21 protein-coding genes, 1 tRNA gene and 5 pseudogenes are annotated in these 25,844 nt (G+C 63.4%); 9 read left to right on the plus strand and 18 right to left on the minus strand.

Annotated features, from left to right (window positions below):
• Positions 1-13: 13 nt before the first annotated feature.
• The gene (locus ACFLEY_RS36200; protein WP_060912937.1) at positions 14-847 is read right to left on the minus strand and encodes a substrate-binding domain-containing protein; all 834 of its coding nucleotides are present in this window, start codon (positions 845-847) and stop codon (positions 14-16) included.
• Between ACFLEY_RS36200 and ACFLEY_RS36205 the strand changes: the two genes are divergently transcribed.
• The 3 genes and pseudogenes from ACFLEY_RS36205 to ACFLEY_RS36215 all read left to right on the plus strand — a co-directional run bounded on the left by ACFLEY_RS36205 (position 846) and on the right by ACFLEY_RS36215 (position 3,388).
• Positions 846-1,190 (plus strand): hypothetical protein, encoded by a 345-nt coding sequence (locus ACFLEY_RS36205; protein ID WP_129557529.1) that lies wholly within the window; start codon positions 846-848, stop codon positions 1,188-1,190. The genes ACFLEY_RS36200 and ACFLEY_RS36205 overlap by 2 nt on opposite strands.
• Entirely contained in the window at positions 1,168-2,061 is an 894-nt protein-coding gene (locus tag ACFLEY_RS36210; protein ID WP_060910754.1) for a helix-turn-helix transcriptional regulator, read from the plus strand. The genes ACFLEY_RS36205 and ACFLEY_RS36210 overlap by 23 nt, the downstream gene beginning before the upstream one ends.
• Positions 2,062-2,158: 97 nt before the next feature.
• Positions 2,159-3,388, plus strand: a pseudogene (locus ACFLEY_RS36215) (ABC transporter substrate-binding protein).
• Between the two features lie 137 nt (positions 3,389-3,525).
• Here the strand turns inward: ACFLEY_RS36215 and ACFLEY_RS36220 are convergent.
• Positions 3,526-4,487: pseudogene (locus ACFLEY_RS36220) on the minus strand (TAXI family TRAP transporter solute-binding subunit).
• 107 nt (positions 4,488-4,594) lie between these two features.
• Between ACFLEY_RS36220 and ACFLEY_RS36225 the strand changes: the two are divergent.
• Both ACFLEY_RS36225 and ACFLEY_RS36230 read left to right on the plus strand, forming a co-directional pair.
• Complete coding sequence (locus ACFLEY_RS36225; protein WP_028174256.1) at positions 4,595-5,569, plus strand: tripartite tricarboxylate transporter substrate binding protein; 975 nt, start codon at positions 4,595-4,597, stop codon at positions 5,567-5,569.
• A 345-nt stretch (positions 5,570-5,914) separates the two neighbouring features.
• Positions 5,915-5,990: transfer RNA gene (locus ACFLEY_RS36230), tRNA-Ile, on the plus strand.
• 45 nt (positions 5,991-6,035) lie between these two features.
• Here the strand turns inward: ACFLEY_RS36230 and ACFLEY_RS36235 are convergent.
• From ACFLEY_RS36235 to ACFLEY_RS36265, 7 genes and pseudogenes are all read right to left on the minus strand, one after another.
• Positions 6,036-6,485 (minus strand): adenylate/guanylate cyclase domain-containing protein, encoded by a 450-nt coding sequence (locus tag ACFLEY_RS36235; RefSeq protein WP_249163282.1) that lies wholly within the window; start codon positions 6,483-6,485, stop codon positions 6,036-6,038.
• A complete protein-coding gene (locus ACFLEY_RS36240) occupies positions 6,486-7,619 on the minus strand; it encodes a response regulator (RefSeq protein WP_249163281.1) in 1,134 nt (377 codons plus the stop codon).
• Entirely contained in the window at positions 7,616-8,929 is a 1,314-nt protein-coding gene (locus tag ACFLEY_RS36245; RefSeq protein ID WP_060910753.1) for a response regulator, read from the minus strand. Before ACFLEY_RS36245 ends, ACFLEY_RS36240 begins: the two co-directional genes overlap by 4 nt.
• Complete coding sequence (locus ACFLEY_RS36250; protein WP_060910752.1) at positions 8,883-10,043, minus strand: PAS-domain containing protein; 1,161 nt, start codon at positions 10,041-10,043, stop codon at positions 8,883-8,885. Before ACFLEY_RS36250 ends, ACFLEY_RS36245 begins: the two co-directional genes overlap by 47 nt.
• Positions 10,006-11,112 carry an FIST signal transduction protein gene (locus ACFLEY_RS36255; protein WP_249163283.1) on the minus strand — a complete coding sequence of 369 codons (1,107 nt, stop codon included), beginning with the start codon at positions 11,110-11,112 and terminating at the stop codon, positions 10,006-10,008. The genes ACFLEY_RS36250 and ACFLEY_RS36255 overlap by 38 nt, the downstream gene beginning before the upstream one ends.
• A gap of 74 nt (positions 11,113-11,186) precedes the next feature.
• Positions 11,187-12,249 (minus strand): annotated as a pseudogene (locus ACFLEY_RS36260) (IS630 family transposase).
• A 417-nt stretch (positions 12,250-12,666) separates the two neighbouring features.
• Complete coding sequence (locus ACFLEY_RS36265) at positions 12,667-13,041, minus strand: response regulator (protein ID WP_060910750.1); 375 nt, start codon at positions 13,039-13,041, stop codon at positions 12,667-12,669.
• 798 nt (positions 13,042-13,839) lie between these two features.
• Here ACFLEY_RS36265 and ACFLEY_RS36270 point away from each other — a divergent pair.
• The 3 genes from ACFLEY_RS36270 to ACFLEY_RS36280 all read left to right on the plus strand — a co-directional run bounded on the left by ACFLEY_RS36270 (position 13,840) and on the right by ACFLEY_RS36280 (position 15,451).
• Positions 13,840-14,301 (plus strand): universal stress protein, encoded by a 462-nt coding sequence (locus ACFLEY_RS36270; protein ID WP_011085072.1) that lies wholly within the window; start codon positions 13,840-13,842, stop codon positions 14,299-14,301.
• Positions 14,302-14,386: 85 nt separating this feature from the next.
• Positions 14,387-14,515, plus strand: a complete 129-nt coding sequence (locus ACFLEY_RS36275) for a hypothetical protein (protein ID WP_007600646.1) — start codon at positions 14,387-14,389, stop codon at positions 14,513-14,515.
• Between the two features lie 258 nt (positions 14,516-14,773).
• Positions 14,774-15,451: an RraA family protein gene (locus tag ACFLEY_RS36280; RefSeq protein WP_060910749.1), complete on the plus strand. Its 678-nt coding sequence runs from the start codon at positions 14,774-14,776 to the stop codon at positions 15,449-15,451.
• A 19-nt stretch (positions 15,452-15,470) separates the two neighbouring features.
• Here the strand turns inward: ACFLEY_RS36280 and ACFLEY_RS36285 are convergent, their stop codons facing one another.
• The 8 genes and pseudogenes from ACFLEY_RS36285 to ACFLEY_RS36320 all read right to left on the minus strand — a co-directional run bounded on the left by ACFLEY_RS36285 (position 15,471) and on the right by ACFLEY_RS36320 (position 24,100).
• A complete protein-coding gene (locus ACFLEY_RS36285) occupies positions 15,471-16,445 on the minus strand; it encodes an amidohydrolase family protein (protein ID WP_060910748.1) in 975 nt (324 codons plus the stop codon).
• Positions 16,442-17,764 carry an MFS transporter gene (locus ACFLEY_RS36290; RefSeq protein ID WP_082756037.1) on the minus strand — a complete coding sequence of 441 codons (1,323 nt, stop codon included), beginning with the start codon at positions 17,762-17,764 and terminating at the stop codon, positions 16,442-16,444. The genes ACFLEY_RS36285 and ACFLEY_RS36290 overlap by 4 nt, the downstream gene beginning before the upstream one ends.
• A 36-nt stretch (positions 17,765-17,800) precedes the next feature.
• Complete coding sequence (locus tag ACFLEY_RS36295) at positions 17,801-18,715, minus strand: NAD(P)-dependent oxidoreductase (RefSeq protein WP_060910746.1); 915 nt, start codon at positions 18,713-18,715, stop codon at positions 17,801-17,803.
• Positions 18,716-18,717: 2 nt separating this feature from the next.
• Complete coding sequence (locus ACFLEY_RS36300; RefSeq protein ID WP_249162867.1) at positions 18,718-20,082, minus strand: MFS transporter; 1,365 nt, start codon at positions 20,080-20,082, stop codon at positions 18,718-18,720.
• Positions 20,083-20,357: 275 nt separating this feature from the next.
• On the minus strand, positions 20,358-21,281 hold the full coding sequence (locus ACFLEY_RS36305) for an SMP-30/gluconolactonase/LRE family protein (protein WP_060910744.1): 924 nt from the start codon (positions 21,279-21,281) through the stop codon (positions 20,358-20,360).
• Positions 21,278-22,189: an amidohydrolase gene (locus ACFLEY_RS36310; protein WP_306421874.1), complete on the minus strand. Its 912-nt coding sequence runs from the start codon at positions 22,187-22,189 to the stop codon at positions 21,278-21,280. The genes ACFLEY_RS36305 and ACFLEY_RS36310 overlap by 4 nt, the downstream gene beginning before the upstream one ends.
• A 121-nt stretch (positions 22,190-22,310) precedes the next feature.
• On the minus strand, positions 22,311-23,063 hold the full coding sequence (locus ACFLEY_RS36315; protein WP_396604355.1) for an IclR family transcriptional regulator: 753 nt from the start codon (positions 23,061-23,063) through the stop codon (positions 22,311-22,313).
• A 162-nt stretch (positions 23,064-23,225) separates the two neighbouring features.
• Positions 23,226-24,100: pseudogene (locus ACFLEY_RS36320) on the minus strand (LysR family transcriptional regulator).
• Between the two features lie 152 nt (positions 24,101-24,252).
• On the opposite strand from ACFLEY_RS36320, the gene ACFLEY_RS36325 reads away from it, so the two are divergent.
• Entirely contained in the window at positions 24,253-24,852 is a 600-nt protein-coding gene (locus ACFLEY_RS36325) for a hydrolase (RefSeq protein WP_082757212.1), read from the plus strand.
• Here ACFLEY_RS36325 and ACFLEY_RS36330 read toward each other — a convergent pair.
• A pseudogene (locus ACFLEY_RS36330) lies at positions 24,827-25,811 on the minus strand (adenylate/guanylate cyclase domain-containing protein); the annotation flags it as partial. The gene ACFLEY_RS36325 and the pseudogene ACFLEY_RS36330 overlap by 26 nt on opposite strands.
• Between the last annotated feature and the right edge of the window lie 33 nt (positions 25,812-25,844).

A 25,844-nucleotide genomic window follows, 5' to 3' on the forward strand; every position in this document is an offset into this window, starting at 1 on the left:
GGAGATGCAGATGTCAGCCGGCCGACTTGTCCGCATTCGGAAAGAACAGCTGCTGCCCGTCGACCCTGTAGCCGGCGATCGCCGCCTGCCCGTCCGGCGAGATCAGCCAGTCGATGAAGGTCTGCCCCAGCTCCTTCTTCACGCTCGGAAACTTCTCGGGGTTGACCAGCATCACGCCGTATTGGTTGAGCAGCCGCTTGTCGCCTTCGACGATGATGTCGAGATCGCCGCGCTCCCTGAAGGCGATCCAGCTGCCGCGGTCCGACAGCACATAGGCATTTGCGGCACGCGCAGCTTCTAGCGCGGCGCCCATGCCCTCCTTGGCCTCGCGGTACCAGGCGCCTTTGGCAGCGGCGATGTCGATGCCGGCGACGATCCAGAGCGCGAGCTCCGCGGCGTGGGTGCCGGAGCGATCGCCGCGCGTCACGAACGGCGCGCCCTTGGCCTCGATCGCCTTGAGTGCGGTCGCGATGTCCTTGCCCTTCACGCCGGCAGGATCGCTCTTCGGCCCGATCAGCACGTAGTCGTTGTACATCACGTCAAAGCGCTTCACGGCAAAACCGTCGGCGACGAACTTTTCCTCCTGTGGCCGCGCATGCGTCAGCACGACGTCCGCATCGCCCTTGCGCGCCTCGTTGAGCACCTCGTCGGCGCGCTGCGCGATCACCCTCACGTCGATGCCGGTCTTGTCACGGAAAATCGGCAGCAGATGATCGAGCAGGCCCGAATCCTGTGTCGCTGTGGTGGAGGCCAGGACGATGGCGCGGTCCTCCGCGAACGACGCTGCGATGTCCGCGGTCAAACCGCAGAGAAGCACGAGTGCAACGGACAGGCGGCGAAAGGCCATGAGCTGGTTCCCATTGGATACGGCCACGATCATGAGGATCGATTGCGCCGCGCTCGTGACGCATTTGCCCCTCGCGCGCTACCATTCGGGAAATTCCGGCAATGCACTGAGCGGCAGCCGATTGCCATCGCGCGCGCGACAGCAAGGCCCGCACCATGTGAGCGCTTCAGGATCGTTCACCAAAGCGGAAGAGGCGACCGCGGATGTGTTGCAAAGCAACGAGATGATCGGGCATGGTTCCCGCGGACCGAAAATGAACTGCAGAATTCCACCTGCGACGAAAGTCCAAAAAGAAGCAAGAATTTGCATAGGAATGCAGGATGGAATTCCTGACGACCAGTGAAGCCGCTGACTATCTCCGACTTGGCGAACGCAAGCTCTACGAACTCGTCACCACCGGCGCGATCCCCTGTAGCAAGGTGACCGGGAAGTGGCTCTTCCCGCGGCACGAACTCGATCTCTGGGTGCTGTCCGGACTGGCGCGCCCTGCGGGCATGCTGGCCACGGAGCCGCCACCCGTCGTGGGCGGGAGCCAGGACGAGCTCCTGGACTGGAGCCTGCGCGAATCCGGCTCCGGCCTGGGATCGATGAGCGAGGGAAGCGCGCGCGGGCTCGAGCGCCTGCAGCGCGACGAAGTGACGGCTGTCGCAGTGCACTTCCACAGCCTGGATGCCTCAGGCAATCTTGCCTCCGACGCCAATGTGACGGCGCTGCGAGACGCTCCGGACGTGCATGACGCGCTGCTGGTCGCATTCGCGCGCCGCGAGCAGGGTCTCGTGCTGCCGCCGGGCAATCCGCAGCGATTGCGCGGTCTCGCCGACGTGCTCGCGCTCGGCGCCAGGATGGCGATGCGACAACAGGGCACAGGCGCGCAGATGCTGCTCGACGTGCTCCTGAAGCGCGCCGACGCCACCACCCGCGATTTGCGCCGGGTGGAGACGCCGGCCCTGACCGGGCCCGATCTTGCCGAAATGGTCCGCGCCGGCCAGGCCGATTGCGGGGTGGCGACACGCGCGGCGGCGCGCTCGGCCGGCCTCGATTTCGTGCCGCTGGTCTGGGAGAATCTCGATCTGGCGATGCGGCAGCGCAGCTATTTCCGCCCCACCATGCAGGCCCTGATCCGGTTCCTGAGCGAAAGACGGCTGCGCCAGCGCGCCGAGGAGCTGACCGGCTACGACCCCTCGCCGGCGGGGCAGATCCGCTTCGCCGCCTGACATTGACGCCCGCCCCCAAATAGTTGCAAAAGAAACTAATTCAGCCGGGCATACCCGGGCAACACCGGCCAACGAGCCGGATCAGGGGAGGACAAGCGTGAATCCAGCAAGATTTGGACTGCCGGTCGCGGCCGGCTTTGCAGCGACGTTCTTGGCGGCAGCCCTGCTGCCGGGCGCCGCAATGGCGCAGGTTTCCGACAACGTCGTCAAGATCGGCGTGCTCACCGACATGAACGGTCCCGCTTCCGCGCCGACCGGCCAGGGCTCGGTGACGGCGGCGCAGATGGCGATCGACGATTTCGGCGGCACCGTGCTCGGCAAGCCGATCAGCATCGTGATCGGCGACCATCAGCTCAAGGCCGATATCGGCGGCGCCATCGCGCGGCGCTGGTACGACGTCGACTAGGTCGACCTGATCGTCGACGTGCCGGTCTCGGCGGTCGGGCTCGCGGTGCAGAACATCGCCAACGAGAAGAAGCGGCTGTTCATCACCCACTCCACCGGCACCGCCGATTTCCACGGCAAGTTCTGCTCTCCTTACGCGATCCAGTGGGTGTTCGACACCCGCGCGCTCGCGGTCGGCACCGCGGATGCGGTGGTCAAGCGCGGCGGCGACAGCTGGTTCTTCATCACCGACGACTACGCCTTCGGCCATTCGCTGGAGCGGGACGCCTCCAGCGTCGTCACCGCCAATGGCGGCAAGGTGCTGGGCTCGGTGAAGCCGCCGCTGGCAACGCCCGATCTCTCCTCGTTCGTGCTGCAGGCGCAGGCCTCCAAGGCCAAGATCATCGGCATTGCCGCCGGTCCCCCCAACAACATGAACGAGATCAAGACCGGCTCGGAGTTCGGCGTGTTCAAGGGCGGCCAGCAGATGGCGGCGCTGCTGGCGCTGATCACCGACATCCACGGCCTCGGGCTGCAGGCGGCCCAAGGCCTGTTGCTGACCACCTCGTTCTACTGGGACATGGACGACAAGACGCGCGAATGGTCGAAGCGCTATTTCGCCAAGATGAACAAGATGCCGTCGATGTGGCAGGCCGGTGTCTATTCGAGCGTGATGCACTATCTCAACGCCATCAAGGAGACCGGCACCGACGATCCGCTGAAGGTGGCGGCGAAGATGCGGGAAAAACCGATCGAGGATTTCTTCGCCCGCAACGGCCGCTTACGCGATGACAATCTGATGGTGCACGACCTCTGGCTGGTGCAGGTGAAGACGCCGGAAGAGAGCAAATATCCGTGGGACTATTACAAGATCCTCACGACCATCTCGGGCGACAAGGCGTTCGGGCCGCCGGACCCGGCGTGTGCGATGGTGAAGAAGTGACGATCGCTTAAAGCGATCGTCATTCCGGGGCGGTGCAAAGCACCGAACTACGGTGCGCAATTGCGCACCTGAGAATCTCGAGATTCCGGGTTCGCGCTTTGCGCGCCCCGGAATGACGGCCGCTTAGGGAGCGATCGTCATTTCACCACGCCGATCTCGCGAAAGTACTTCATCACGCCCGGATGAATCAGCTCCGGCTTCGGCGCGGCCGCGACGGTGTTCGCCGCGGTCGTCTCGCAGGCCTGTGCGAGCTTCTTGCAGAACGTCGCCTCCACGCCATGCAGCGTCTTCGCCAGCCGGTAGGCGACATCGTCCGGCAGATCCTCGCGCGTGAGGACAAAACTCCACGAACGAGCGAGGCGATCGGCTCGGCCTGCTTCGGGTAGCTGCCGGCGGGCACGATCATCGGCTTCAGGAACGAATGCTTGGCGCGGATGCGCGCGATCTCTTCCGCGCTGGGCGCGATGAAGCGCGCGCCTGATGCGCTCGATGCGACCGCGGCAAAGCCGGGCCAGCCGATGCCGGCGCCCCACAGCGCGGCGACGCGGCCGTCCTCGACCATCGCGGGGCCGTCGCCGGCGCGGTCGAGATAGACGGCCTTGAAATCCTCGTCCTGCCTCAGCCCGAGGCCATCGAGCACGTAGCGCGCGAGGATCGGCAGGCCCGAGCCCTTGGCGCCGAACGCAACAGGCTGGCCAACGAGATCGCGAATGGTCTTGTAGGGGCTGTCGGCCCGCACCACGAACATGCCGGGGTTGGAATAGATCGCGGTGAGAATCTTCAGCCGCACCTTCGCACGGCCGATGCCGGCGAAGGCCTCGTAGGCCGGCTCGCCCGCGACCAAGGCGAGATCGAGCTCGCCCTTCTCCAACAGCGGAATGTTCTCGTTGCTGCCCTTGGTGTTGCGGGGTGCGATGGTGATTTGCGGATCGGCCGCGTTCATCACCTCCGCAAAGGCGTTGCCGTAGAGCGGGAAGCCGCCGCCGGGCGTTGCGGTGCCGAGGCTGAGTGTCGTGGTCGGAATGGCCGTGCCTCCGGTTTGAGCAGCAGCGGGGCTTAAGAGCAGCGCCGCGGCGAGAAGGATGATCGCGAATCTCATGGTCGTTCCCGGCGGACCTGCGTCAACACCGACTTGCGACGATGTAGGCAGCGGCCCGATTTTGTGAAAGCATGCAGCCCAACGACAATAATGCAATGGGAGGCGTCATGTTGCGAATTTTGCGTAACTATGTTTTCGGGCTGGTTTTTCTCTTAAGTCTTTTCAGCGCCGCACCTCCCGCCTCCGCCGCGTATCCCGACCGCCCCGTGCACTGGATGATCGGCTTTGCCGCCGGCGGCCCGGTCGACATCGTGGCGCGGATCATGGCGCAGTGGCTGTCGGACCATCTCGGCCAGCAATTCATCGTCGAGAACCGCGCCGGCTCCGGCGGCAACATCGCCGCCGCCGCCGCGATCAACGCAGCCCCCGACGGCTACACGCTGCTGTTCGTCGCGCCCAACAACGCGATCTCGACCTCGCTCTACAAGAAGCTGCCTTACGACTTCCTGCGCGACACCGTCCCGGTCGCGAGCATCATGCAGCTCACCAACATGCTGGTCGTCTCCAACGCGATGCCGGTGAAGACGGTTCAGGAGTTCATCGACTACTGCAAGGCCAATCCCGGCAAGATCTCCTTTGCCTCGTCCGGCAACGGCACCTCGGTGCACATGTCGGCCGAGCTGTTCAAGGTGATGACCAAGTGCGACATGGTGCACGTGCCCTATCGCGGCTCCGCCATCGCCTTCCCCGACATCATCTCCAACAAGGTGCAGCTGATCTTCGACAATCTGCCGTCCGCGCTGGAGCAGGCCAAGGGCGGCAATGTCCGCGCGCTCGGCGTGACCTCGCCGCAGCGTTGGCCGATCGTGCCCGACGTGCCCGCGATCGCCGAGACCGTGCCGGGATTCGAATCGGTCGGCTTCTACGGCATCTCCGCGCCGAAGGGCACGCCGCCCGACGTGGTCGAGATCCTCAACAAGGCCGTCGGTGAAGCGCTGAAGGACCCCAAGCTGGTCGCCCGCCTCGCCGAGACCGGCGGCATCCCCAAGCCGATGACACCCGCCGAGTTCGGCAAGCTGGTCGCGGACGAGACCGAGAAGTGGCGCAAGGTGGTGGAGTTCGCCGGGGTTTCGGTGGATTAGACGGCGATCTGCGGCGAGCTTGCAGCTCGCCGGCAAAACATTGGAGGGGCCCCAGGAAAGCCCCTCCCATCGAAACATCGAAAACAACCCCATGCACAGTAGAAAGATCAAGCGATCACAAAGGGTTACAAAATCCAGGAAAACGAGCCTAGGCGGGGCTGGTTTGACCGTCGGGCAAAACAGGATTATAAGGGCATCATCGCCAATTTCGGTATTTTAGAACTCGCAGGCATTGCTGCGCCGGCGTTTCCATCGGCCGGGGCCGGCATTGCACCCTCGCCTCCAGCCTTGTAAACGAACCGCGCACCGTTGCCGGCCGCGTAGTCCCGCGGCCGTCTCGCGGCGGGGCCTGTAGCTCAATGGTTAGAGCCGGCCGCTCATAACGGTCTGGTTGCAGGTTCGAGTCCTGCCGGGCCCACCACGCTTCGCCCTTCGTCGGACTACGCGTGGCGCAGCCACGCCGAGCCTAAATCCGGCTCAAGAAAAAAGTCTCCAATTTGCCCTTGCCCTTCACGTCAATGCTCCCGCGTGGCTCCAGCGCGAAGCGACCGACGAGGTGGCGGGCGATATCCCGGGACACATGGATTCGATTGGGCAGAGAGTAGGCCTCGAGCCGGCTGGCGACATTTACGGTATCGCCCCACACGTCGTAGATGAAGCGGTGTGCGCCGATGATGCCGGCAACCACGGGGCCCGAATGTATGCCGATCCGGATTTGCAACGGCCAGCCGAAATGGCTGTTGACGCGTCCCAGCCGATCGATCATGCCAAGTGCCATTTTCGCGATCGCTGCGATCGCATCGGGGTTCGGATCGGGCAAACCGGCGACGGCCATGTAGGCGTCGCCGATGGTCTTGATCTTCTCGACACCGAGCTCACGGGCAAGCGCGTCGAATTCCGAGAACAACCGGTTCAATTACTCGACCATCGCTGCAGGCGTGACCCGTGACGAATGCTCGGTGAAGCCCACCAGATCGGCGAACAGAACGCTCACACCCTCGAAGCGGTCGGCAATCATGGCTTCGCCGTGGTTCAGACGGCCAATCACCTGTCTTGGCAGGATTGTCAGCAGCAGCCGCTCAAACTTGGCCGTCTCCTCCTCGATGCGGCGAAGATACTTCTGCTCGCGGTCGCGCCAGCGCTTCTTGTGCAAGCAAGCATTGATCCGCGCGCGCAGCAGGATCGGATCAAACGGCTTCGGCAGATAGTCCTCGGCCCCGGCCTCGATGCAGCGGACGGCGCTCTCTGTCTCCGCCAAGGCCGTGATCATGATCACCGGAATGCGGCGCAGCCGCTCATCCGCCTTCATGCGCACCAGCACATCAAGCCCGTTGATATCGGGCATCATCAAATCGAGCAGGACGAGGTCGAACTCATCGTTGGCGAGCGCCTGCAGCGCCTGCTGGCCGCCGGCCACCGAAGAGACGCGATGGCCGTCGCGGGTCAGTCGGCGCGACAGGAGGTCGCGATTGGCCTCGATATCGTCCACGACGAGAATAGAACCGGTTTCGGTGGCAGCATACTGCCGGACCGGCCCGAGGCTGCGCATCAGGTCGCTAACCATGACCGCGCCGGTCTGATCGGGAGCCAAGCTCGTCTCCTCGACATCAACCGAGAATCGCACGATGCGATCGAGGCGCAGCAACAGGTCGGTGGCCGCAGCCAGCAGGCGATCGAAATCCGCCCTCAGGGAGTCGCTTGAGAAACTGGCTGCATCCTCGCGCAGCATCTCACCATAGCCCTTGATCGCGTTGAGCGGCGTGCGCAGCTCGTGACGAAGATCCTGTTCTTGCGTGGTGGCCGCTGAGCCGGGCGGGCTCTTGGCGCGATCGCCGTCCATCAGCCGGTCGACCTTGCCGGCGAGATCCCGGGCTGCGCCGAGGATACGGTTCATATCGGGGAGGATGTCCAAGCGCCCGTTCCGGGACGCCTCTTCGTGCAGGATCTCTGCGTAGCCGAGCAAGGCGTTGACCGGGGACTGCAGTTCCTGGCGAAGATGGGCAAGCTGAATGCGCCAAGCGCGCGCGCTGTCGGTGTTAATGATACTCATGGCCGATCCGCGCGCGCGCGCCGGGCGTGCAGGGGTACCAGCTCGTCAAGCGCCGCCAGCACGGCCTTGCCGCTGTATTCGCCCTTGTGCACCAAATGCTGTACCTGGCCGTTAAGGCGCGAGCGATCCTCAACGGTCAGCGTCTTTGCGGTGACGACGATGACCGGGATGCTCCGCCAGCGGGACTCGGCTCGCACCCGTGCGATGAACTCGAACCCGTCCATCTCCGGCATCATCAGATCGAGCAGAATTGCATCGGGTGAAGCCTCATTCAAACGCTCAAGACCAATCCGACCATTCTCTGCTTGCGTCACCATGCAATCGATCTGCCGCAAGGCGCGCCCCATCAGCTCGCTGGCCGACGCGTCATCCTCGACTATCAGCACGTGTCGCGGCGCGCCCCTTGGGCAGCACTTTTCCACCGCGCTGACCAGTCTGTCGCGATCAATCGGCTTGACCAGGTAATCGGCGGCACCGAGCGAGAAGCCAATGCCCTGGTTGTCGACGATCGTGACCATGATCACAGGAATTTCCGCGAGTACCGCATCTTCTTTCATGGCGCTGAGCACGGCCCAACCATCCATCTGCGGCATCAGAGCGTCGAGCGTGACGACATCGGGGTGCAGCGTGCGGGCGAGTTGCATCGCCTCCTCGCCATTGGCAGCCAGGCGAACGGCGTAACCGCCTCGCTGCAGGTGTCGGCGCAGCAGCTCACGCGCATTGGGATCATCGTCGACCACGAGAACAATCGGCGCATGCTCGGGCTCGGCAGCCTGCGGACCCTCGGAACGCTTGTCTGCCGCCGAGACTGTAGTGTCCGATGCAGCGCGTGTTACCGCCGGCAGACGAACTACAAACGCCGTCCCCTTGCCGGCTTCGCTCGTCAGCGTCACGTCGCCACCCATCAGCCGGCAGAAGCTCTTGGTGATGGCGAGGCCCAGCCCCGTACCACCATAGACGCGGGTCGTCGAGTCGTCCGCCTGAGTAAAGGCCTCGAACACCTTGGCCTGCTGATCTGGCGTCATGCCGATGCCGGTATCGCGCACCTGGAACTCGATCCATTCGCCAGCCGCATTCGTGTCACGCAGCGCGGTCAGCGTTATCGTCCCGTTCCGCGTGAACTTGCAGGCATTGCTGAGAAGGTTGAACAGGGTCTGCCGAACCTTGGTCAGATCGCTGTGGATCGTGCCGATCTCGTCAGCACAGTTCGCCACCAGAGCGTTGCCGGTCTTCTTGGCCAGCGGGGTGACGGTCGCGGCGACGCTATCGATCATGGGGCGGAGCTCGAAGGTCGCGAGATAAAGCGTCATCTTGCCAGCCTCGATCTTGGAAAGATCGAGGATGTTGTCGATCAGGCCGAGCAGATGCTTGCCGGCATCCTGAATCTTGCGCAGGCAGGTCCGCCATCTCCGATTCGCGGCCGGCGCTCTGGGCGTCCTCGAACAGGATCTCGCTGTAACCGATGATCGCGTTCAAGGGTGTGCGCAGTTCATGACTCATGTTGGCTACGAAGTCCGACTTCGCGCGTGTCGCCTGCTCGCTCGCCCAGATCGCCTTGTGCAGCTCGCCTTCCATGCGCTTGCGGTCGCTGATGTCGGCGAGGCCGTTGATCATCGCCGGGCGCCCTTCGAACTCGACGCGCTGAGAAGCTATGAGCGCCCAGAACTCCTCGCCTCCAACCCGCTTGAGCAGCATCTCCATGCCCTCCACATGGCCGTGCTCGGTGAGCGCGCCGATGAAGCGCTCGCGATGTTGCGGGTCTGCGTAGAGGGTTTTCGCTTGCAGGCCCAGGGCAGACGAACCTTCGAGCTCGAACATCTCGCTGAAGCGCCGATTGGCATACCGGATGATCCCGTCATCAAAGGTTACGATCGCCACCGCCATAGGCGCGGCCTCGGCGATGACGCGCAGCCGCTGTTCGCTCTCTTGGATCGCCTGCTCCGCCTTCTTCACGTCGGTGATGTCGGTGTAGGTCGCCACGGTGCCGCCGTCGTCGGTTTTGCGCTCGTTGATCTGGATCCAGCGCCCGTCGGAGCGGCGTTGCACATGCGTGCCCTTGGGATCGCGATGCTGAGCGAGGCGTTGCTCGATCCAGGCTTCGACGCGCCCCTCCGCGTCGCGGATCTCGCCGCTCGCGGTCGCGTTGCGGAGGATTGTCTCGAACGATACGCCCTGATTCACGACATTGATGCTGGCGGTGCCGTGCATGTCCCGGTACCGCCGGTTGTATATAACCAGCTTGTCGTCGGCATCGTAGAGCGAGAAACCCTCGGAGATGCTCTCGATCGCGTCGACCAACCGGCGCTGCGCCTCTGTTGCCTTGTCGCGTGCCTCCGACAACTCCTTCGAGCTCAGCTCTTGCGAGCGCTCGACCATCGCCCGATCGCTATCGAAATCGGTGTATGCGGAATCGACGGCCGCCACGAAAGACTGCAACGCAGCCGGTACTTCGCCCTCCATACCGAGGTGCTTTCTGAGCTGGCGTCGTAGCAGCCTGTGCATCTGTGCCCTGTGACCGTTCAGTCCTCGGCGAAAGTTGTAATTGTATGGTTTGATTGTGAAGCCGGCAGTCGCCGCCATGCATGAAGGGGCAAAGCTCGCCGTACGAGTAGAACCCGGAAATCTTCGCATCCGCCCCGAAGACATTTCGAATTGCTTCGATTTCTTCCTCGGTGCGCTGCTTCATCACGAGCTTACGACCGACGCAGCTCACCAGAATTGCAAGGTCCGGTCGCCTGCCGCCGAGCCCGCTGAGACTGGCGTTGGCGGCAGCGGTCGCGCCGTCGACCAGATCGTCGACATTGGTCTTCATCAACTGCGCCGTTCCGCCCTGTGGGATGTCGCCCGCGAACGTCATTGACTTTTTCTGCTCGTCCACAGACAGGACGGTTCGGACGACACCCTGGCCGCCCTTTGCCTCGGTAACCAGGATGGGAAAAAGCAAGGCAGAGCTTGGCAACTGGTCGGCGTGGGGGCCCAGGTACGATTTATAGAGATCGAGCGCCGAACGCTCATCCAGCTCATAGAGGATGTTGCCTTCGGCCCGTGTGATGGTGCGCAGGGGCCCAAATGCCTGCCAGCCGCCCATCGATCCGTAGCCAATGCGCAAATCGTCGCCATACAGACCGACCGCCGCCACGCGCTGAGGGCCAGCGCCACCGTCGGCAATGACCCAAGTCTCGGCGAAGTTGGTTCCATCTCCGGAAAGGCCGCCAGTGATCGACACGCCTTCCGAGACGCCGCTCGCGAGACCGCGCGCCAGGTCGGACCCGTTGACGTGCAAGCCGTCCGAAAGCACGAACACGTGGCGCAACGAGGCGTCGTTCAACTGCTGCGCGAGCTCCTTGCCGACGTTGTAGCTTGCCTTTGCGTCACCAATCGTAGCGGAGGCGAACCGCAGTCGCGTATGTTCGAAGTCGACCAGGGTGGCACTCACAGAGTCGTCGACGACCACGTCGCCGAGAATCTCGCCGGAAGTCGAGCAACCAAGCATGGCGGCCCCTTTGAAGTGGTCGCGCAACTCGCCCACGAGGCTGCCTGCCTGCACCAACGACCTAGTACCCGGAATCAGAGCTGAGTGATACGGCGGCCTTTGAAGCGGCGTGACGGACCTTTTTCTTGGTCCAGACGAAGGGCTCGGCTTTGTCGTTGTACGCGTTGACGTAGGCGTCGATGTGTTCCTGAAGCTGCTTGAGGCTGTAAAGGAGATGCCGCTAAGCGACTGCCCCTGCAGGATCGAAAACCATACCTCGACCTGATTGAGCCAGGACGCACTTGTCGGCGTGAAATGAAATTGCACGTTGGGGTGGGCCTTAAGCCAGTCCTCGTTCTTCTTGTGGGTGTTGAGGTTGTCGAGGATGACGTGAAGCTGGCGGTTCGGAAAGGCCGCGGTGAGGCTGTCCATGAAATCGAGAAACTCGACGCGGCGACGGCGTTTTGAATGGGTCGCGATGATCTTTCCGGTGGCGACTTCGAGCGCCGCAAACAATGTTGTGGTGCCATGCCGCTTGTAATCGTGGCTTTGGCCGGTCAAGGCGCGGCCATTGGGCAACTTCAGATAACCCTGCGCTCGCTCCAAAGCCTGGATCGAGGGCTTCTCGTCCACGCACAGCACAATGGCCTTCGCCGGCGGCGCGACATAGAGGCCGACAACATCGGCGGCTTTGGCCGTAAAGTTCGGGTCGTTGCTCTCGCACCAGGACTTGCGAGCCACCAGGTCAATCTTGTGGCTGCGCAGGAACCGCCAGACATATTGGACATCGACATCGCCCAGCGCCTCGGCCAGCAGGGGGCCGGTCCAGCGCGCAAACCCTTGCGGTGGCGGCTTATCCAGCAGCTTCAGAATCCGCTTGTCGGTCGTCTTCGTATAGATCGGCTGCTTGCCAGGCCGCGGCTTGTCTTGCAGCCCTTCAAGGCCATGGTCGGCATAGCGATGCCGCCAAAGGCTGACAATCCGCGGCTGGACCCCAACTTCCTTGGCGATCGACCGGGTGCTGCGCCCATCCGCCGCCAACAGAACTATCCGCGCCCGCTTCAAATCGCGCTGCAACGTCACCGGTGAGCGACAGCACGCCTCAAGCACCTTGCGATCTTTCCTCGAAAGGTGGACTTCTCTTGCTTCGGGTATCATCCCGACCTTGAATCACGACTCACGTTCCAAGAAAAGTGGGTACTAGCACCGAAAACGAACACGACACTCTGACGTCCGAGACGTCCGACTTCGCCAGTTGGCAAATTCGGCCGCCACCCGTCACTTTTGGACCACTCGTACTGCGCTGTTTTCATGAGTCGTCTCCATCACAAAGACAAACTCTCCGCCCCGATCGGGCCTCTGCCCCGGTCAGGACGTCCGCCTGAGCAGGGTAGCTGATCGCCGGTGCCGGCGATGAAATTCGCAGGACTGCACCCACCGCCTGGCCAGAGTCCATCCCATCTGGAGCGCGGCGAGCGGCCATTTTGTGTGTTCTTACGCCGGCCGCAATATGGCGACGACAACCTCCTGAAGCCGTGTAGCTAGCTCGTCATCTGTCCGGAATTTCTAACTCCTTCATTGTCCCGTAGCTGCGAGCAGCGTCTCGATCTTGCCCAACAGCCTCTGCAGCTCGATCGGTTTTGTGTCGTAGTCGTCACAGCCGGCCTTGAGGGCCTTGTCCCGGTCGGTCGCCATGGCGTGCGCCGTGAGCGCGATGATAGGGATCTTGCGCAGTTCGGGCGTCGCCTTGATCTGGCGCGTCGCCTCCCAACCGTCGATCACCGGTAGGCTCATGTCCATCAAAATGAGATCTGGCCTGTCGCTCGTCGCTATCGCGACGCCGCGCGCTCCGTCCTCGGCAATGATGATCTCGTACCCACCGCGCACGAGGCGTCGCGAGAGCATATCGCGGTTCATCTCGTTGTCTTCGACCAGCAGGATCTTGGGCATCGCACCGCCTCGAGCCGGACTGTGAGTACCGCTTGCCGAGACTTCCAAATAGACGCCTGAAGAACAATTTAGCACCCAAGCCTACCTGTCGCATCACAAAAAATGGCGAGCAGTGGCGCCGACATTGAATTGAGGCGGGACGCGTGATCTGGGGCTGCGCCGACAGGTAGCTAACCACCTCTGCCACAAGGACGGCCGTGAGCCGGCGTTGCAGATGGTTGATGCGGGGTCGCTTTCCCTTGTCCGCAAGGCGAGGTCGACAGCGCTCCGTACCGCGACGCAGCTCTTGCTGCTCGCTTACGGAGATCGACGCAATCGCCGTTCCCACCAACCACCACGCGCACCGCACCAGTTTCGCACCAGAAACGACCGCGCCAAAATGCAACGAACGCGATCCAACCCGAACAATGGCACAGCAAGATCAACGAAGCTGCACCATATCCCGCCGCTCATAACGGTCTGGTTGCAGGTTCGAGTCCTGCCGGGCCCACCAGCCTTCGCTCGCTTCGCGAGCTTCGGCTCGGCGAGCCAGCGCCACACATCCAAGGCGAAGCGAGTGAGGCTGCCGCGCCGAAGCCCAAAGGGCGAAGGCGGGTATCTGAACCCTGCGGGCTACGCGTGGCGCAGCCGCGCGGAGAACGAGAGGCAAACCGTGGGCTCCCGCCGCTTCGCGGGTTCGAAGGCTCATGAATCTAACGCACGACCCGTATTGGTTGTCACCGCGGCAATGGACCCGCGGCGCGTATCGGACCATATTAGCCGGGCATTACTTTGTTCGACGAGCAAGGGAGCCACTGAATGTACGCCAACATTCTCTTGAGCACGGATGGATCGGACGTCGCGAGAAGAGGCGTTGAGCATGGCATTGCCTTGGCGAAGGCCTTGAACGCCAGGTTGACAATCATCACCGTGACGGAAGCGATGCCGGTTGACTATGGGGGCGGACACGACTCGGGATGGATTCCGACGCGGGACGAGATTGACAGCTTTAACGCGGCCTGCAAGGCCCGTGCGGGCAAAGTGCTTGATGACGCCCGCGCCATGTCGGAGCAGATCGGTGCGCCTGCAGAATTTTTGCACGTTCCGAATGCGCACCCGGCGACTGCGATCATTGAAACGGCGAAGTCCAGGGGTTGCGATCTGATCGTCATGGCCTCTCATGGACGACGCGGCCTCAGAAAGCTGTTTTTGGGCAGCCAGACATCCGAAGTCCTGGTGGACGGAAGCATTCCGGTGCTGGTGGTGCCGAAGCCGGCATAGATGACCGTGCGGGGTTGACCCGGCGACGCTCGGCTGTTCCGCTGAGCTACCGGACAAGACCGCTCTCTCGCGGCAGGAGAATTTCATGACCAGTGAAAAAGGCCCGAACATCAAGAAGAAGCAGAAATGCAAAAACTGTGAAGGCAAAGGTTTGCTCAAGAAGGGCGACAAGGTGGTGAAGTGCCAGCGCTGCAAGGGCACTGGCGTGCGGTGATGTTGAGCTGATGACCTCTCCAATACCAAGGTAAGAGCCGCTAGCTGCCCACCAGTACGTCAACGGATTATCGGACTTTCGTTTCGCTGCCGCTGTGTCGGCAACCTGCCGCGGCGCCGCAGAGGCGTCCCGCGCCATGTTCGACCGCGAGCATAGGGGGAACTCTGACGCGAGGTGGATCGCCTTGCGTCAACGCCCGTCTTTCTGATAATGAAACGGCGTTCTAAAATATAGTCGCCTTCGAGTGGAGGAACACCGATGTCTGCCGGATTTCGAGTTTTGCCGCGGAAACGAAAGGTCGGCGAAGACGTCGTCGCAGGCTTTGCCCGCCTGCCCGTCGCGAATGTGAGCGACAGCATGTCCCGTCTGACGGCAGCCGGCGCCCGGCTTCGTCCCATGCATCAGGGTGGCGGGCTCGCAGGCCCCGCATTGACGGTGAAGGCACCTCCCGGTGACAATCTGATGGTGCACAAGGCGATCGCGCTCGCCGAGCCCGGCGACATCATCGTGGTCGATGCCGGCGGCGATCTGACCAACGCAATCATCGGCGAGATGATGCTGATGCAAATGGCTAGGCGAGGGGTGGCCGGCGTGGTCATCAACGGCGCGATCCGCGACGCCGGTCATATTCGCGGCCAAAAGCTCCCGGTTTTCGCGGCTGGAGTCACGCACCGCGGCCCCTACAAGAACGGGCCTGGTGAGATCAATGTGCCGATCGCGATCAACGGGATGGTGATCGAGCCGGGTGACCTCATCATTGGCGACGACGACGGCCTGCTCTGCGTGCCGTTCGATCAGACCGGCGCGGTGTTCAAGGCCGCGACGGCGAAGTTCGAGGCTGAGCAGAAGCAGATCGCCAACATCGAGGCCGGCACGCACGATGCCTCCTGGGTGGACAGGCAATTGCGCCAGTTGAAATGCGAAGGCATCGACTGAGACGCCTATCGTCTAATGGCTAAAAGCCGAACAGCTCGGCAGGATTTTCGACCAGGATGCGCCGGCGCGTACGTTCGTCCGGCGCCCAGTCCGCGAGGAGATCGACCAGCAGGGCATCATCCGGCTTGGTCCCGCGCTGGGTGGGATGCGGCCAGTCCGTGCCCCACAGGATGCGCTCCGGCGCTGCGTGCACGTAGGCACGCGCAACCTCGCCGGAGTCGGCATAGGGCGGCCCGAGCTTGCTGTCCTCATAGGGCTCGGTCACCTTCACCCAGGTGCGGCCGCCATCCAGCATGCGGCGTATCGCGGCGAATGCCGAATGCTTGACGCCCTCCGGCTGAGGGATACGGCCGAGGTGGTCGATGACCACCCTGGTGGGAAGCGACCGGATCACGCTCTCATGGGTGGCGATCTGATCGCCCGTCATCAGGATCTGCACGTGCCAGCCGAGCGGACTCACCCGCGCTGCGAGCGTGGTCAGCATCTGCGGTGTCGTCGTGCCCCAGGTCTGCGGAGAAACGAAATTGACGCGGATGGCACGGACGCCGGCATCGGCAAGCGCCTGCAGCTCCGCATCCTTGACATCCGTGTCAACGACGGCAACCCCTCGCGACGAGGCGCCCAGCTGGCCCAACGCGTCCACAAGACACCGGTTGTCGATCCCATATGTCGACGGCTGGACCACCATGCTCCTCGTGGTGCCGAGCCGCCGCTGCAGCAGCCGATAGTCGGCGACCGTCGCGCCCGGCGGAAAGCCCTGGCGCCAATGCGGCGAGACGGGAAAACGCCCGTCATAGATATGATGATGACAGTCACACGCGCCCGCCGGCGCATCCAGGCGTGGCGCCGCCGACCCGGTGCTGTTGGGCACCGCTTGCTCCACCCCGGCAGCCAACGCGCCGACAGCCAAAGCGCCTGTGCTGCAAGCCAGCATGCCCATGACAACGCCGCGTCGCGTGATGAAGCGCTGCGGTCCTTTGCTGCGTGCGCTCATGGCTTCACCGCCGCCATTTCCGCCGCGCGTGCGACATTGCGTCCAAGCACAAGGACGCAGGCTGCGGCCACGGCGCACAGCAGCGCGAGCGGCAACATCCCGAGCACGAAGCTGCCTGTCTGCTCCTTGACGACTCCGACGACGTTCACCATCAGGCCGCCGCCGATCAGGTTGGAAATCGCGTTGATCCCGGCGAGCCCCGCCGCGAGCGTGCTCGCCGAAAGCCAGCTGGCCGAAAGTGCCCAGAACGGTCCCTTGAAGGCATATGCGCCGACCAGGCAGAACGTCACCATGACGATGGTCGGCGCAACCGCGGTCCCGGTCATGCCCAGTGCCGCAAAACCACCTGCTGCGAACAACAGCGGGATCGCCGTGTGCCAGCGGCGCTCACCCGTCCTGTCCGAATGGCGGCCCCACAGCACCATGAGCACGGTCGCGATGCCGTACGGGATCGCATTGACAAAGCCGGTCTGCAGGTTGGAGAGGCCGAACGACTTCAGCAACTGCGGTTGCCAGACCGACAGCACGCTGCCCGTGGCGGAGGCGCCGGAGCAGACCAAGGCCATGACAAGAAAATGCTTGTTGGTGGCGAGCTGCCAGAGCGTGAGATGCCCGACCGGCTTGCGCGCGGCGGCCTCCGCCTCCATGCGCCGGGTCAGCCATTCCCGCTGTTCCACGGTCAGCCAGGACGCCTGCGCGGGCTTGTCGGTCAGGACGAACAGGCACGCAAGACCCAGCAGAACCGTCGGCAGCCCTTCCAGAATGAACAGCCACTGCCAGCCGCGCAGACCGAGCGCGCCGTCGAGTTCAAGCAGGCCGACCGAAAGCGGCGAGCCCAGGAACGTGGCGAGCGGAATCGAAACCGTGAACGTCGCCAGGATGCGCGCCCGATACTGCGACGGCAGCCAATAGGTCAGATAGAGGATGGCGCCGGGAAAGAAGCCGGCCTCGGCCGCGCCGAGAATGAAGCGCATCGCATAGAGCGAGTACGGCCCGACGACGAACGCCATGCACGCGGTCACCAATCCCCAGGTGATCATGATGCGGGCGATCCAGCGCCGGGCGCCGACCTTTTGCAGAGCGAGGTTGCTGGGCACCTCGACGAGGAAATAGGAGACGAAGAACAGGCTGGCGGCGAAGCCGAACATCGCCGGCGTCAGCCCCAGATCCTTGTTCATCTGTAGCGCTGCGAAGCCGACATTGACGCGGTCGAGCAACGCGAAGAAGTAGCAGATCATCAGGAACGGCACGAGGCGCAGGATAACCCTGCGCATCGTCACCTTTTCGATCTGGTCGATTTCCGTTCGGGCGGCCGTCACGTTTCTCTCCCTGTTGTCTTCCCGGCGGGCTTGGCCTTATTCGGCCGCCTTCGCCCCGGCCTGCGTCCTGGCCACGATCGCGTCGATGGCGATCTTGTAGTTTTCGGGAACGACGCCCTTGAAATGCTCCTTCAGACCCAGGCTGTCCTTCCAGCGAAGCCGCGCCGCCGTGGCGCGCGCCATCAGCGGCTCGATCCCGGCATCCGCGACCGCCTCGGCGGCCATCTCGACCTCTTCGGTGCGCCGCTTGGCATGGATGACGCCGGAGGGCGTGAGGCTCTCGACGGTGTCCATGAACGGACGCGTGAGCGTCTTCGACGCCGAGGCCAGTACGGTTTCGTCCAGACCGTAGGACCGGGCCGCCAACAGCGTCTCATCGATCAGCGCCTCGATGCCCTTGATCAGGACGGAGCGAAGGATCTTGATGCCCGAAGCCGTGCCGAGCTTCTCGCCCGCGAATGCGATGCTCATGCCCCAAGGCACGAGCAGATCGACGACGCGCTGCCCGGCGGGGCCACTCGACATCATGTGCATCGAATAGCCGTGCTTGGGCGTCCCCATGATGGAGCCGTCACCGAGCGTGGCGCCCGTCCTGGCAAGTCGCTCGGCCACGCCGTACTTCACCTTCGGCGTGGCGGAGGCGAAGTCGAGGAAGGTGTGGCGGCCATCGAGCACGGGTGCAAACGCGCTTGCGCTTTCGAGCGACGCGGAGCCCGGCGTGACGCTGAAGATCAGCTCCGCGGCATCAGCCAGTTCCTTGTTGGACTTGACCAGCGTGACGCCTGCCGCCTTGGCGCGGCTCTGGATCAAATCGGCGTATGGTCCGTCGAAGGCGTATTTGTCGTAGCAGAAGATCTGCTGCAGTCCGGCCTCGCGCAGCCCTTTTCCCAGCGTGCTGCCGATCTCGCCGTAGCCGACCAGACCGAGGCGGAATTGCTGCTTTTCGCTCATCTTCAGGTTCCTTTCGAGAGGCTTGCGATCGGGCCGGTGTGGCGGTCAGTCGCCCCGCCCGGTCGCTGGAGACTGGCACCAACCACGCGGATCAGGATGGCGGCCAAGGTGAGAAATGCGGCCACCGAGATCAGGGCCCATGAGAAGCTGTCGGTCGACTGCCGGATCATGCCGATGAGATAGGGACCAACGAAGCCGCCGAGATTGCCGATCGAGACGATCATCGCGAGGCCGCCGGCGGCAGCGCTGCCGGTGAGGAAGCTCGACGGGATCGGCCAGAAAGTGGACTGGTAACACATGATCCCGATCACGGCGCCGCAGAGCGCGACGATCGAGATCAGCGCGGACGATGTTGCATAGCCGCAGACAATCAGTGACGCTGCGCCCACGAGCAGCGCGGATGCCACGAACCAGCTTCGTTCCCCGCCCCTGTCCGACAGGCGAGCCCACAGCATCATCGTGACGGCGCCGCAGATGTAGGGAATTGCCGCGATAAAGCCGACGGCAACGACACTGAAGCCGAGGCCCTTGATGATTTGCGGCATCCACAGGCCAAGCCCGACGGAGCCGATGATGGCGCAGACGTTGACGGCGGCGCAGACAAGGACCCGCCAATTGACGAAGGCGTCCCTGAGCCGCGATGAGTGCTTGGCGGCGATGGCCTGACGCTCCGCCGCCAGCACCTCCGCGAGCCAGCTCCGCTCCTCGGGGCTCAGCCACTTGGCCTGCTCGGGCTTGTCGGTGAGCGTGAAGAAGCACACGAAGCCAAGGAGCGTGGCCGGCAGGCCTTCCAGGATCAGAAGCCACTGCCAACCATGCAAGCCGCCCAAGCCGTCGAGCGTCAGCAGCGAACTCGAGATCGGGGCGCCCACGATGTTCGCGATCGGAATGCCGAGCAGGAAGGCCGCAGTCGCCGTGCCCCGGACGCGCGCCGGAAACCAGTATGTAAAATAGAGGAATACGCCCGGCGTGAAGCCGGCTTCGCCGAGGCCGAGCAGGAAGCGCATGACGCCGAAGCTGACGGGACCGACCACGAATGCCGTTGCGGCCGAGATCAGGCCCCAGGTGATCAGGATGCGCGCGATCCACTTACGGGCGCCGATCGCCTGCAAGGCAAGGTTGCTCGGCACTTCTGCGAGGAAATAGCCGAAGAAGAACAGCCCCGCGCTCCAGCCGAATTCGTAAGGCGAGATGCCGAGATCGCGGTTCATCGTCAGGCTGGCGATGCCGACGTTCACCCGATCGAGATAAGCGACGATGTAGCAGAGCAGCAGGAACGGCACGATCCGCCACAGCAACTTCGAGAGGATTTTCTCCTGCTCGGGTGTGAAGCCGGCGCCGACCGACGCGGCAGAGACACTTGCCATTGTTCCCTCCGAGACCGGCCGATGTTTCCCGGCCATGACGCGCCATAACAAAAATAGAACGACGTTGCAATTTATAATGAAACGCTGTTTCATTTTCTAAGAGTTACAGCGAAGCGCTTGCGTCGCCCGATCGGAGGCGCTCCCCTGGAAAAGTGGAGTGCTGGCCGCCGGTTACGGTGTCCGGGAGGCCTGGAGAGAGACAGGCTGCCGCGCGTTTTCGATATGCGGCCACCTGCTCCGATGCATACCGAACTGATCGCGAGCCGGGCGCTGACCTAGTCGGCGTGCGAGAACAGCGGCATGCCCGGCATTTCGAGTTCGGCGCGGAGCAGTGTTCCCGTGCGGCTCTCGGTAACGAAGAGGCTCTTTCGTTCCGGTCCACCGAACGCAAGATTGGTCGTGCCCACGCCCGCGCAGGAAACGATGCGGTCGAGCGGCTCGGCCAGGGGTGACAGCCGCCACACGGAGCCGAAGCCGGTGTGGCAGACCAGCAGGTTGCCGCCGCTGTCCAGCGCCAAAACGTCGGGGCCGCCGGGACCGCCGTGCAGGTGCGAGAATATGCCGACCTTCGTCGTCAGGCCGCTGGCCGGCAGTGGCACGCGCCAGACCTGGTTGGCCCGTGTCACGGCCACCAGCAGAAAGCTCTCCTCGTGGTCGACGACGATGCCGTTCGGACTCGGGATCGTGTTGATCAGGCAGGTGAGCCGGCCGTCGGGCGTGAGCTTCCAGACCCGGCCCGTGGGATCGTGCATCCCGGTCTGGCCCTGATCGGTGAAGTAAAGATTACCCGACGGCGCGAAGATGAGATCGTTCACGCCCTTGAAGCTCTCGCTTGCCGCCGTCTCCAGAAATGGCGTTACGCTGCCGCTGGCCGGGTCCAGCAGCATGATCCCGCGCTTGTAGTCGGTGATGAACATGCGGCCGTCGCGGTGAATCTTCAGCCCGTTCGGCCACCCGTCATACTCGGTCACGAGCTCCCACTCGCCTTCCGGACTGACACGGAAGATGCGTCCATACGGAATATCGGTGACATACAGTCGGCCCTGCCGATCGAAGGATGGCCCTTCAAGGAAGGAGTCGATCTCACGTCCGCCCTGATTGGCGTCCGCCCAGGCGGTGCGGCGTGGCTTGCGGAACTGGTCCGGAAGCCGTGTGAAGATGCTGGTTTCGATCCGACGCGGTGGGCCGAAGAACGTCATGGCACGACCTTGGGAAAACCGTAGAGTTCGGCAGGGTTGTCGACGAGGACGCGCTTGAACACGGCCTCGCCTCCCGCCCATACGGCGAAAAGATCGAGCAGGTGCGCATCATCAGGCTTGCGTTCCTTCTCGGAAGGGTGCGGCCAGTCGCTGCCCCAGACCATTCGCTCGGGCGCCGCCTTGACATAGGCCGCCGCGACGGCTCCTGCGTCAGCGTAGTCCGGCGCACCCTGCTTGCTCGACACATAGGGACCCGACAGCTTCACCCAGGTCTTGCCGCGGTCGAGCAAGCCGCGGATGATCTTGTAAGGCGCGCTCTCCAGGCCAGCCGGCTGCGGTATCTGGGCCAAGTGGTCAAAGACGAGGCCCCCGGGCAAAGACGCCAGAAGGTCCGCATTGTCCTCAATCTGCTTGGGACGCATGTTGATCTGGCAGTGCCAACCGAGATTGGCCAGTCTCGGGGCGAGCGACTTGAGAGAGTCCACCGTCAACGCTCCCGGAAAACCGAGATTGAAGCGGACACCGCGGACGCCCTGCTCGTCGAGCCGTTGCAGATCGGTATCCGATACGTCCTCGGGCACAACGGCGACCACGCGAAAGTTCTCCGGCCCAAGCGCCCGTCGTGACGCAATCTGCAGCCGGTTGTCCGTACCGTAAGTCGAGGGCTGGATGATGACGCCCCGCGTCGTGCCGATCCGGCGCTGCAGGGCGCGATAATCTTCGGGCAAGGCGTCCTCGGGCAGCAGCGTCGCGCCCTTCATGACCGGATAGCTCTTGTCATAGGTGTGGAAATGGCAATCGGTCGCGCCCGGCGGCGGAACGAAGTGCGGCTTCTCCGAGCCGCTCGACCAGCGCACCTCCTGCGCTGTCGCAAACCGGGGAAGCGCGGATGCAGTGAGTCCGGCCAAGACCGTCCTCCGCGTGAGCGAAGCTGAAGCCACGACGTTCGTCCTCCCCATACTTTGTTATGGCGAGCCTTATAAGTCGCGTCGACGGACCAGGCAATAAAAAATGAAACGACGTTGCGTTTTATGCAGACAGGCTGGCCGCCCGTTTGCGGGTGCTCTTTCCGGCTCCAGATGGCGGGGTTCCCCCGCATGCCACAGTGAGCCTGTTTCCAGCCTCGACCAGCGCGCCCTTGATTTGCTCTGCGCGCGCCGCCGTCAGCCGACTGACCGGCCCGGAGATGGCGAGCGCCCCGACCAGGGAGTCGCCGATGCCGAAGACGGGCATGGCGAGAGCGGCCGCATGAGGATCCGTGATGCCGGAGGTGAACAGCGGCAATTCGTCATCCGGTCGAGGCGGCCCGGACTCGTAGCGGCGGAGCGTTTGGGCAATGGCGGACTTGTCCATGGGACGGGTGTCGCCCGGCTGCACGGTCATCCGGATCCGATTGGTGGTCTCCACCCTGAAAAGACACAGCCTCTCCTCGCCGTTTCGCACATAGAAGGACGTCGTCTCGCCGGTTTTCGCCGCGAGCTGCTCAAGCACGGGCATGACATGATCGGACAGACGAAACGCCTGCTGATAGGCTGTCCCGAGACGCAAGGTCTCCGCATCGAGCCGATAAGAGCCGTCCGGCAGGCGCGCGAGCAGCCGGTAACGTTGCAGCGATAGAGCTAGCCGCAGGATGGTACTCTTCACCAGACCGGTCCGCTCGGCCAACTCAGCCAGGCTCAAGGCGCCGTCGCCCCGGCGAAATGCCGTCAATACCGCTAACGCCCGTTCGGCTGCCGATACGCCTTTGAGTGCAGGCGGCTTCTTCTCGGTCTGCTTTGCCATGTCCAATCCTCGTCGCTGCCATTTCCTACGGCATTCTCGCCGCGGGTAGAAGGGCTACGATGGCCTGCAGGGCTTTGGCGGGATATCGAGAGATCGCGTTCCGAGCTGGGCTGCTCTGCGTGAGGTCCGCGGGTCGTTTTGCCGTGAAGGCGAAGCTGATCGTTATCCCGAGACCGGATTGCAATGCTCGACCAGCAATTCCGTGAGGACCCGGATCTTCCGCGCGGGATGCTGGCCTGGCGGGCGGATGACATAGGCACCCGCCGGAGGTGGTGGATGACGGGTCATGACGGAAACAAGCGCACCCGATGCCAGCAATTCATTGGTGAGGAAATCGGGGAGGTAGGCAATCCCGAGCCCTGCTGTTGCGGCGGCCGCCAGAGCAGTGCCGTTGTCAGCCTTGAAGCGACCCTGTGGACGAACCGTGATGATCTTGTCGCCGTCCATGAGCTGCCAAGTTTCGGTGCCCTGCATGAGCGCTTGATGGGCGACGAGTTCCTCGGGTGTCTCAGGCGACCCGTGCTCTTTGACGTAGCCAGGACTCGCAACGAACTTGCCGTAGATCGGTCCGACGCGCTTGGCGTCAAATTGGAGTCTTGAAGATAGCCAATCCGAATCGCGCAGTCATAACCTCCTGCGATGAGATCGACGAATTGGTCACTGTAGCAGGTGTGGATTTGGAGCTGAGGGTGTGGTCGCGCCATTTCCGCCATCATGGGGGCGAAGTAGTTCGAGCCGAAGGACAGCGGCACAGCAACTCGCAAGCGTCCACGAAGCTCGCCGGCAGGCAGGATCGTCTCTTTGGCTACGTCGATCTCGGTGCAGACTCTGGCAGCATAGTCTCGGAACGTCGCCCCAGCTTCCGTTAGAGCGGCGCCGCGGGTGGTTCGTGCAAGAAGCTGGACACCAAGTTCCGATTCAAGCCGCAAGAGCCGTCGGCTGACGATTGACTTGGAGACGCCGAGCCGGAGCGCAGCAGGCGAAACTCCGCCAGCATCAGCAACTTCTACGAATGTCCGCAGCTCTTCGATGTCCACTTTGGCGTTCCTCATTTCGCGACACAGCTCGCCACAAAACGGTACTACCGCATCGAACACGGGAACGGCAATAAGCCCTGCAGGTGGCGCCGCCTTCGGCGAGCGTCTCCCCAAAACCGATGCCGCATTGAACGGCAACAAAGGATGTCATGATGAAACTTCGTAACGGCCTTGCTTCGCTTCTTCGTCCCGAAGACTCAGTGCTCGTCCTGATCGACCACCAGCCCTACCAGCTTGCGAACGTGAACAGCCACGAACCGCAGATGGTGATCAACAACACGGCAGCTCTCGCGAAGGCAGCCAAGGCCTTCGGTGTCCCCACGATCCTGACGAGCGTGATTGCCGAGCGGGGTGGCCTGCTCTTCCCCCAGATCACCGAAGTGTTCCCCGGACAGGAGGTGATCGACCGGACGTTCATCAACACCTGGCAGGATAAGAAGGTGGTGGACGCGGTCAAGGCGACGGGCCGCAAGCAGCTGATCATCGCCGGTCTGTGGACCGAGATATGCGTCGCGATGCCGACGATCCAGGCCCTCGGCGAAGGCTGGGACGTCACTGTGGTCACAGATGCGTCCGGCGCCGTTTCGGTCGAGGCCCACGAGGTCGCCATCCAGCGCATGATTACCGCCGGCGCCAACATGATGACCTGGTTGGCAGTGGCGGCCGAATGGCAGCGCGACAACGCGGGGCAATGGCCCCTGGCGTCGCAAGAGTTCGACGAGGCGGCCGCGGTCCGATATTGCCGTACATGACGTCGCCGACATGGACGCCGATGCCGTAGTTCAGCGGCGCGCGGCCGCTGCCGTTATTCCGCTCGTTCAGCGCGACCATGGCCGCTCGAGCCTCGGTCACGGCATGCAGCAGGTTTGCGCAGGCGTTGGGCTGGCTGAGCGGGAAGATGGCGAGGAGGCCGTCGCCGATGAATTTCAGGATCTCGCCGCCGTGCCGCGCGATCGGCTCGGACATCGCGTCGAAATAGTCGTTGAGGAGGTCGATGACGTCGTCGCGCGGCCAGTTGTCGGAGATTTTCGTGAAATCCCTGAGGTCGCAGATCATGATCGCGGCGCGAACCGTGGTGCCGGTGCCGCGCCGGGTAGCGCCGGCGAGAATCAGCTCGCCGGCGTGCGCGCCGACATAGGTCTCCAGCAGGGTCCGCGCCAGGCGGTTCTTGATGCGGATCTCGCTGACCAGCGCCAGCACCGGCAACAGCTTCTTCAGCGCAGCGATATGCGCCTCCTCGAAGCCGCCGGGCCGGTCGGTCGCGAAGGTGATGAGATGACGCTTGCCGAGGGTGTGGTAGAGCGGCCAGGCCACATAGTCGGTCAGGCCCTTCGTCCGCATCTCGTCATAGAGGGCGTGCTTGCGGCCGAGCGCCGGATCGCGTTCGAGGTTCTCGCGCACCTCGGTCGCCCCGTCGAACATTTCGTTGGCTGCCGATGAATTCGGACCGCTCGCGCACGTCATAATCGACCCGCGCGATCTCGGCCTCGCGCATGCCGTCGGACCACATGAAGCGGGCCCCCAGCCATTGCGGGTGATGAATCAGGACATGAAGCGTCGAGCGCTTCAGCGGAATGCCGGCCTGCTGGAGGCGGATGCACATCTGCGCAAAGATATTGTCGATGAAGCGCTCGTCGCGGGTGCCGTTGGTCAGCCAGTCGACGACGCCGTCGGACAACGTCGCGGGGGGATTCTTGTCTGGTGCGCTCATATCCTGCCCTTCGCGGCGGCTTGCATCAAGGCA

Origin of the sequence: Bradyrhizobium sp. YCK136 (genome assembly GCF_044570075.1) — a bacterium.
Classification (GTDB): Bacteria; Pseudomonadota; Alphaproteobacteria; order Rhizobiales; family Xanthobacteraceae; genus Bradyrhizobium; species Bradyrhizobium diazoefficiens.

Excerpts from the sequence above, each read along its gene's own strand:
- ACFLEY_RS36205 (WP_129557529.1), top strand. The coding sequence starts at position 846 with ATGAGCTGGTTCCCATTGGATACGGCCACGATCATGAGGATCGATTGC.
- ACFLEY_RS36200 (WP_060912937.1), bottom strand. The coding sequence starts at position 847 with ATGGCCTTTCGCCGCCTGTCCGTTGCACTCGTGCTTCTCTGCGGTTTG.
- ACFLEY_RS36210 (WP_060910754.1), top strand. The coding sequence starts at position 1,168 with ATGGAATTCCTGACGACCAGTGAAGCCGCTGACTATCTCCGACTTGGC.
- ACFLEY_RS36225 (WP_028174256.1), top strand. The coding sequence starts at position 4,595 with ATGTTGCGAATTTTGCGTAACTATGTTTTCGGGCTGGTTTTTCTCTTA.
- ACFLEY_RS36240 (WP_249163281.1), bottom strand. The coding sequence starts at position 7,619 with ATGAGTATCATTAACACCGACAGCGCGCGCGCTTGGCGCATTCAGCTT.
- ACFLEY_RS36245 (WP_060910753.1), bottom strand. The coding sequence starts at position 8,929 with ATGACGCTTTATCTCGCGACCTTCGAGCTCCGCCCCATGATCGATAGC.
- ACFLEY_RS36255 (WP_249163283.1), bottom strand. The coding sequence starts at position 11,112 with ATGCTTGGTTGCTCGACTTCCGGCGAGATTCTCGGCGACGTGGTCGTC.
- ACFLEY_RS36265 (WP_060910750.1), bottom strand. The coding sequence starts at position 13,041 with ATGCCCAAGATCCTGCTGGTCGAAGACAACGAGATGAACCGCGATATG.
- ACFLEY_RS36270 (WP_011085072.1), top strand. The coding sequence starts at position 13,840 with ATGTACGCCAACATTCTCTTGAGCACGGATGGATCGGACGTCGCGAGA.
- ACFLEY_RS36275 (WP_007600646.1), top strand. The coding sequence starts at position 14,387 with ATGACCAGTGAAAAAGGCCCGAACATCAAGAAGAAGCAGAAATGCAAA.
- ACFLEY_RS36280 (WP_060910749.1), top strand. The coding sequence starts at position 14,774 with ATGTCTGCCGGATTTCGAGTTTTGCCGCGGAAACGAAAGGTCGGCGAA.
- ACFLEY_RS36285 (WP_060910748.1), bottom strand. The coding sequence starts at position 16,445 with ATGAGCGCACGCAGCAAAGGACCGCAGCGCTTCATCACGCGACGCGGC.
- ACFLEY_RS36295 (WP_060910746.1), bottom strand. The coding sequence starts at position 18,715 with ATGAGCGAAAAGCAGCAATTCCGCCTCGGTCTGGTCGGCTACGGCGAG.
- ACFLEY_RS36300 (WP_249162867.1), bottom strand. The coding sequence starts at position 20,082 with ATGGCAAGTGTCTCTGCCGCGTCGGTCGGCGCCGGCTTCACACCCGAG.
- ACFLEY_RS36305 (WP_060910744.1), bottom strand. The coding sequence starts at position 21,281 with ATGACGTTCTTCGGCCCACCGCGTCGGATCGAAACCAGCATCTTCACA.
- ACFLEY_RS36315 (WP_396604355.1), bottom strand. The coding sequence starts at position 23,063 with ATGGCAAAGCAGACCGAGAAGAAGCCGCCTGCACTCAAAGGCGTATCG.
- ACFLEY_RS36325 (WP_082757212.1), top strand. The coding sequence starts at position 24,253 with ATGAAACTTCGTAACGGCCTTGCTTCGCTTCTTCGTCCCGAAGACTCA.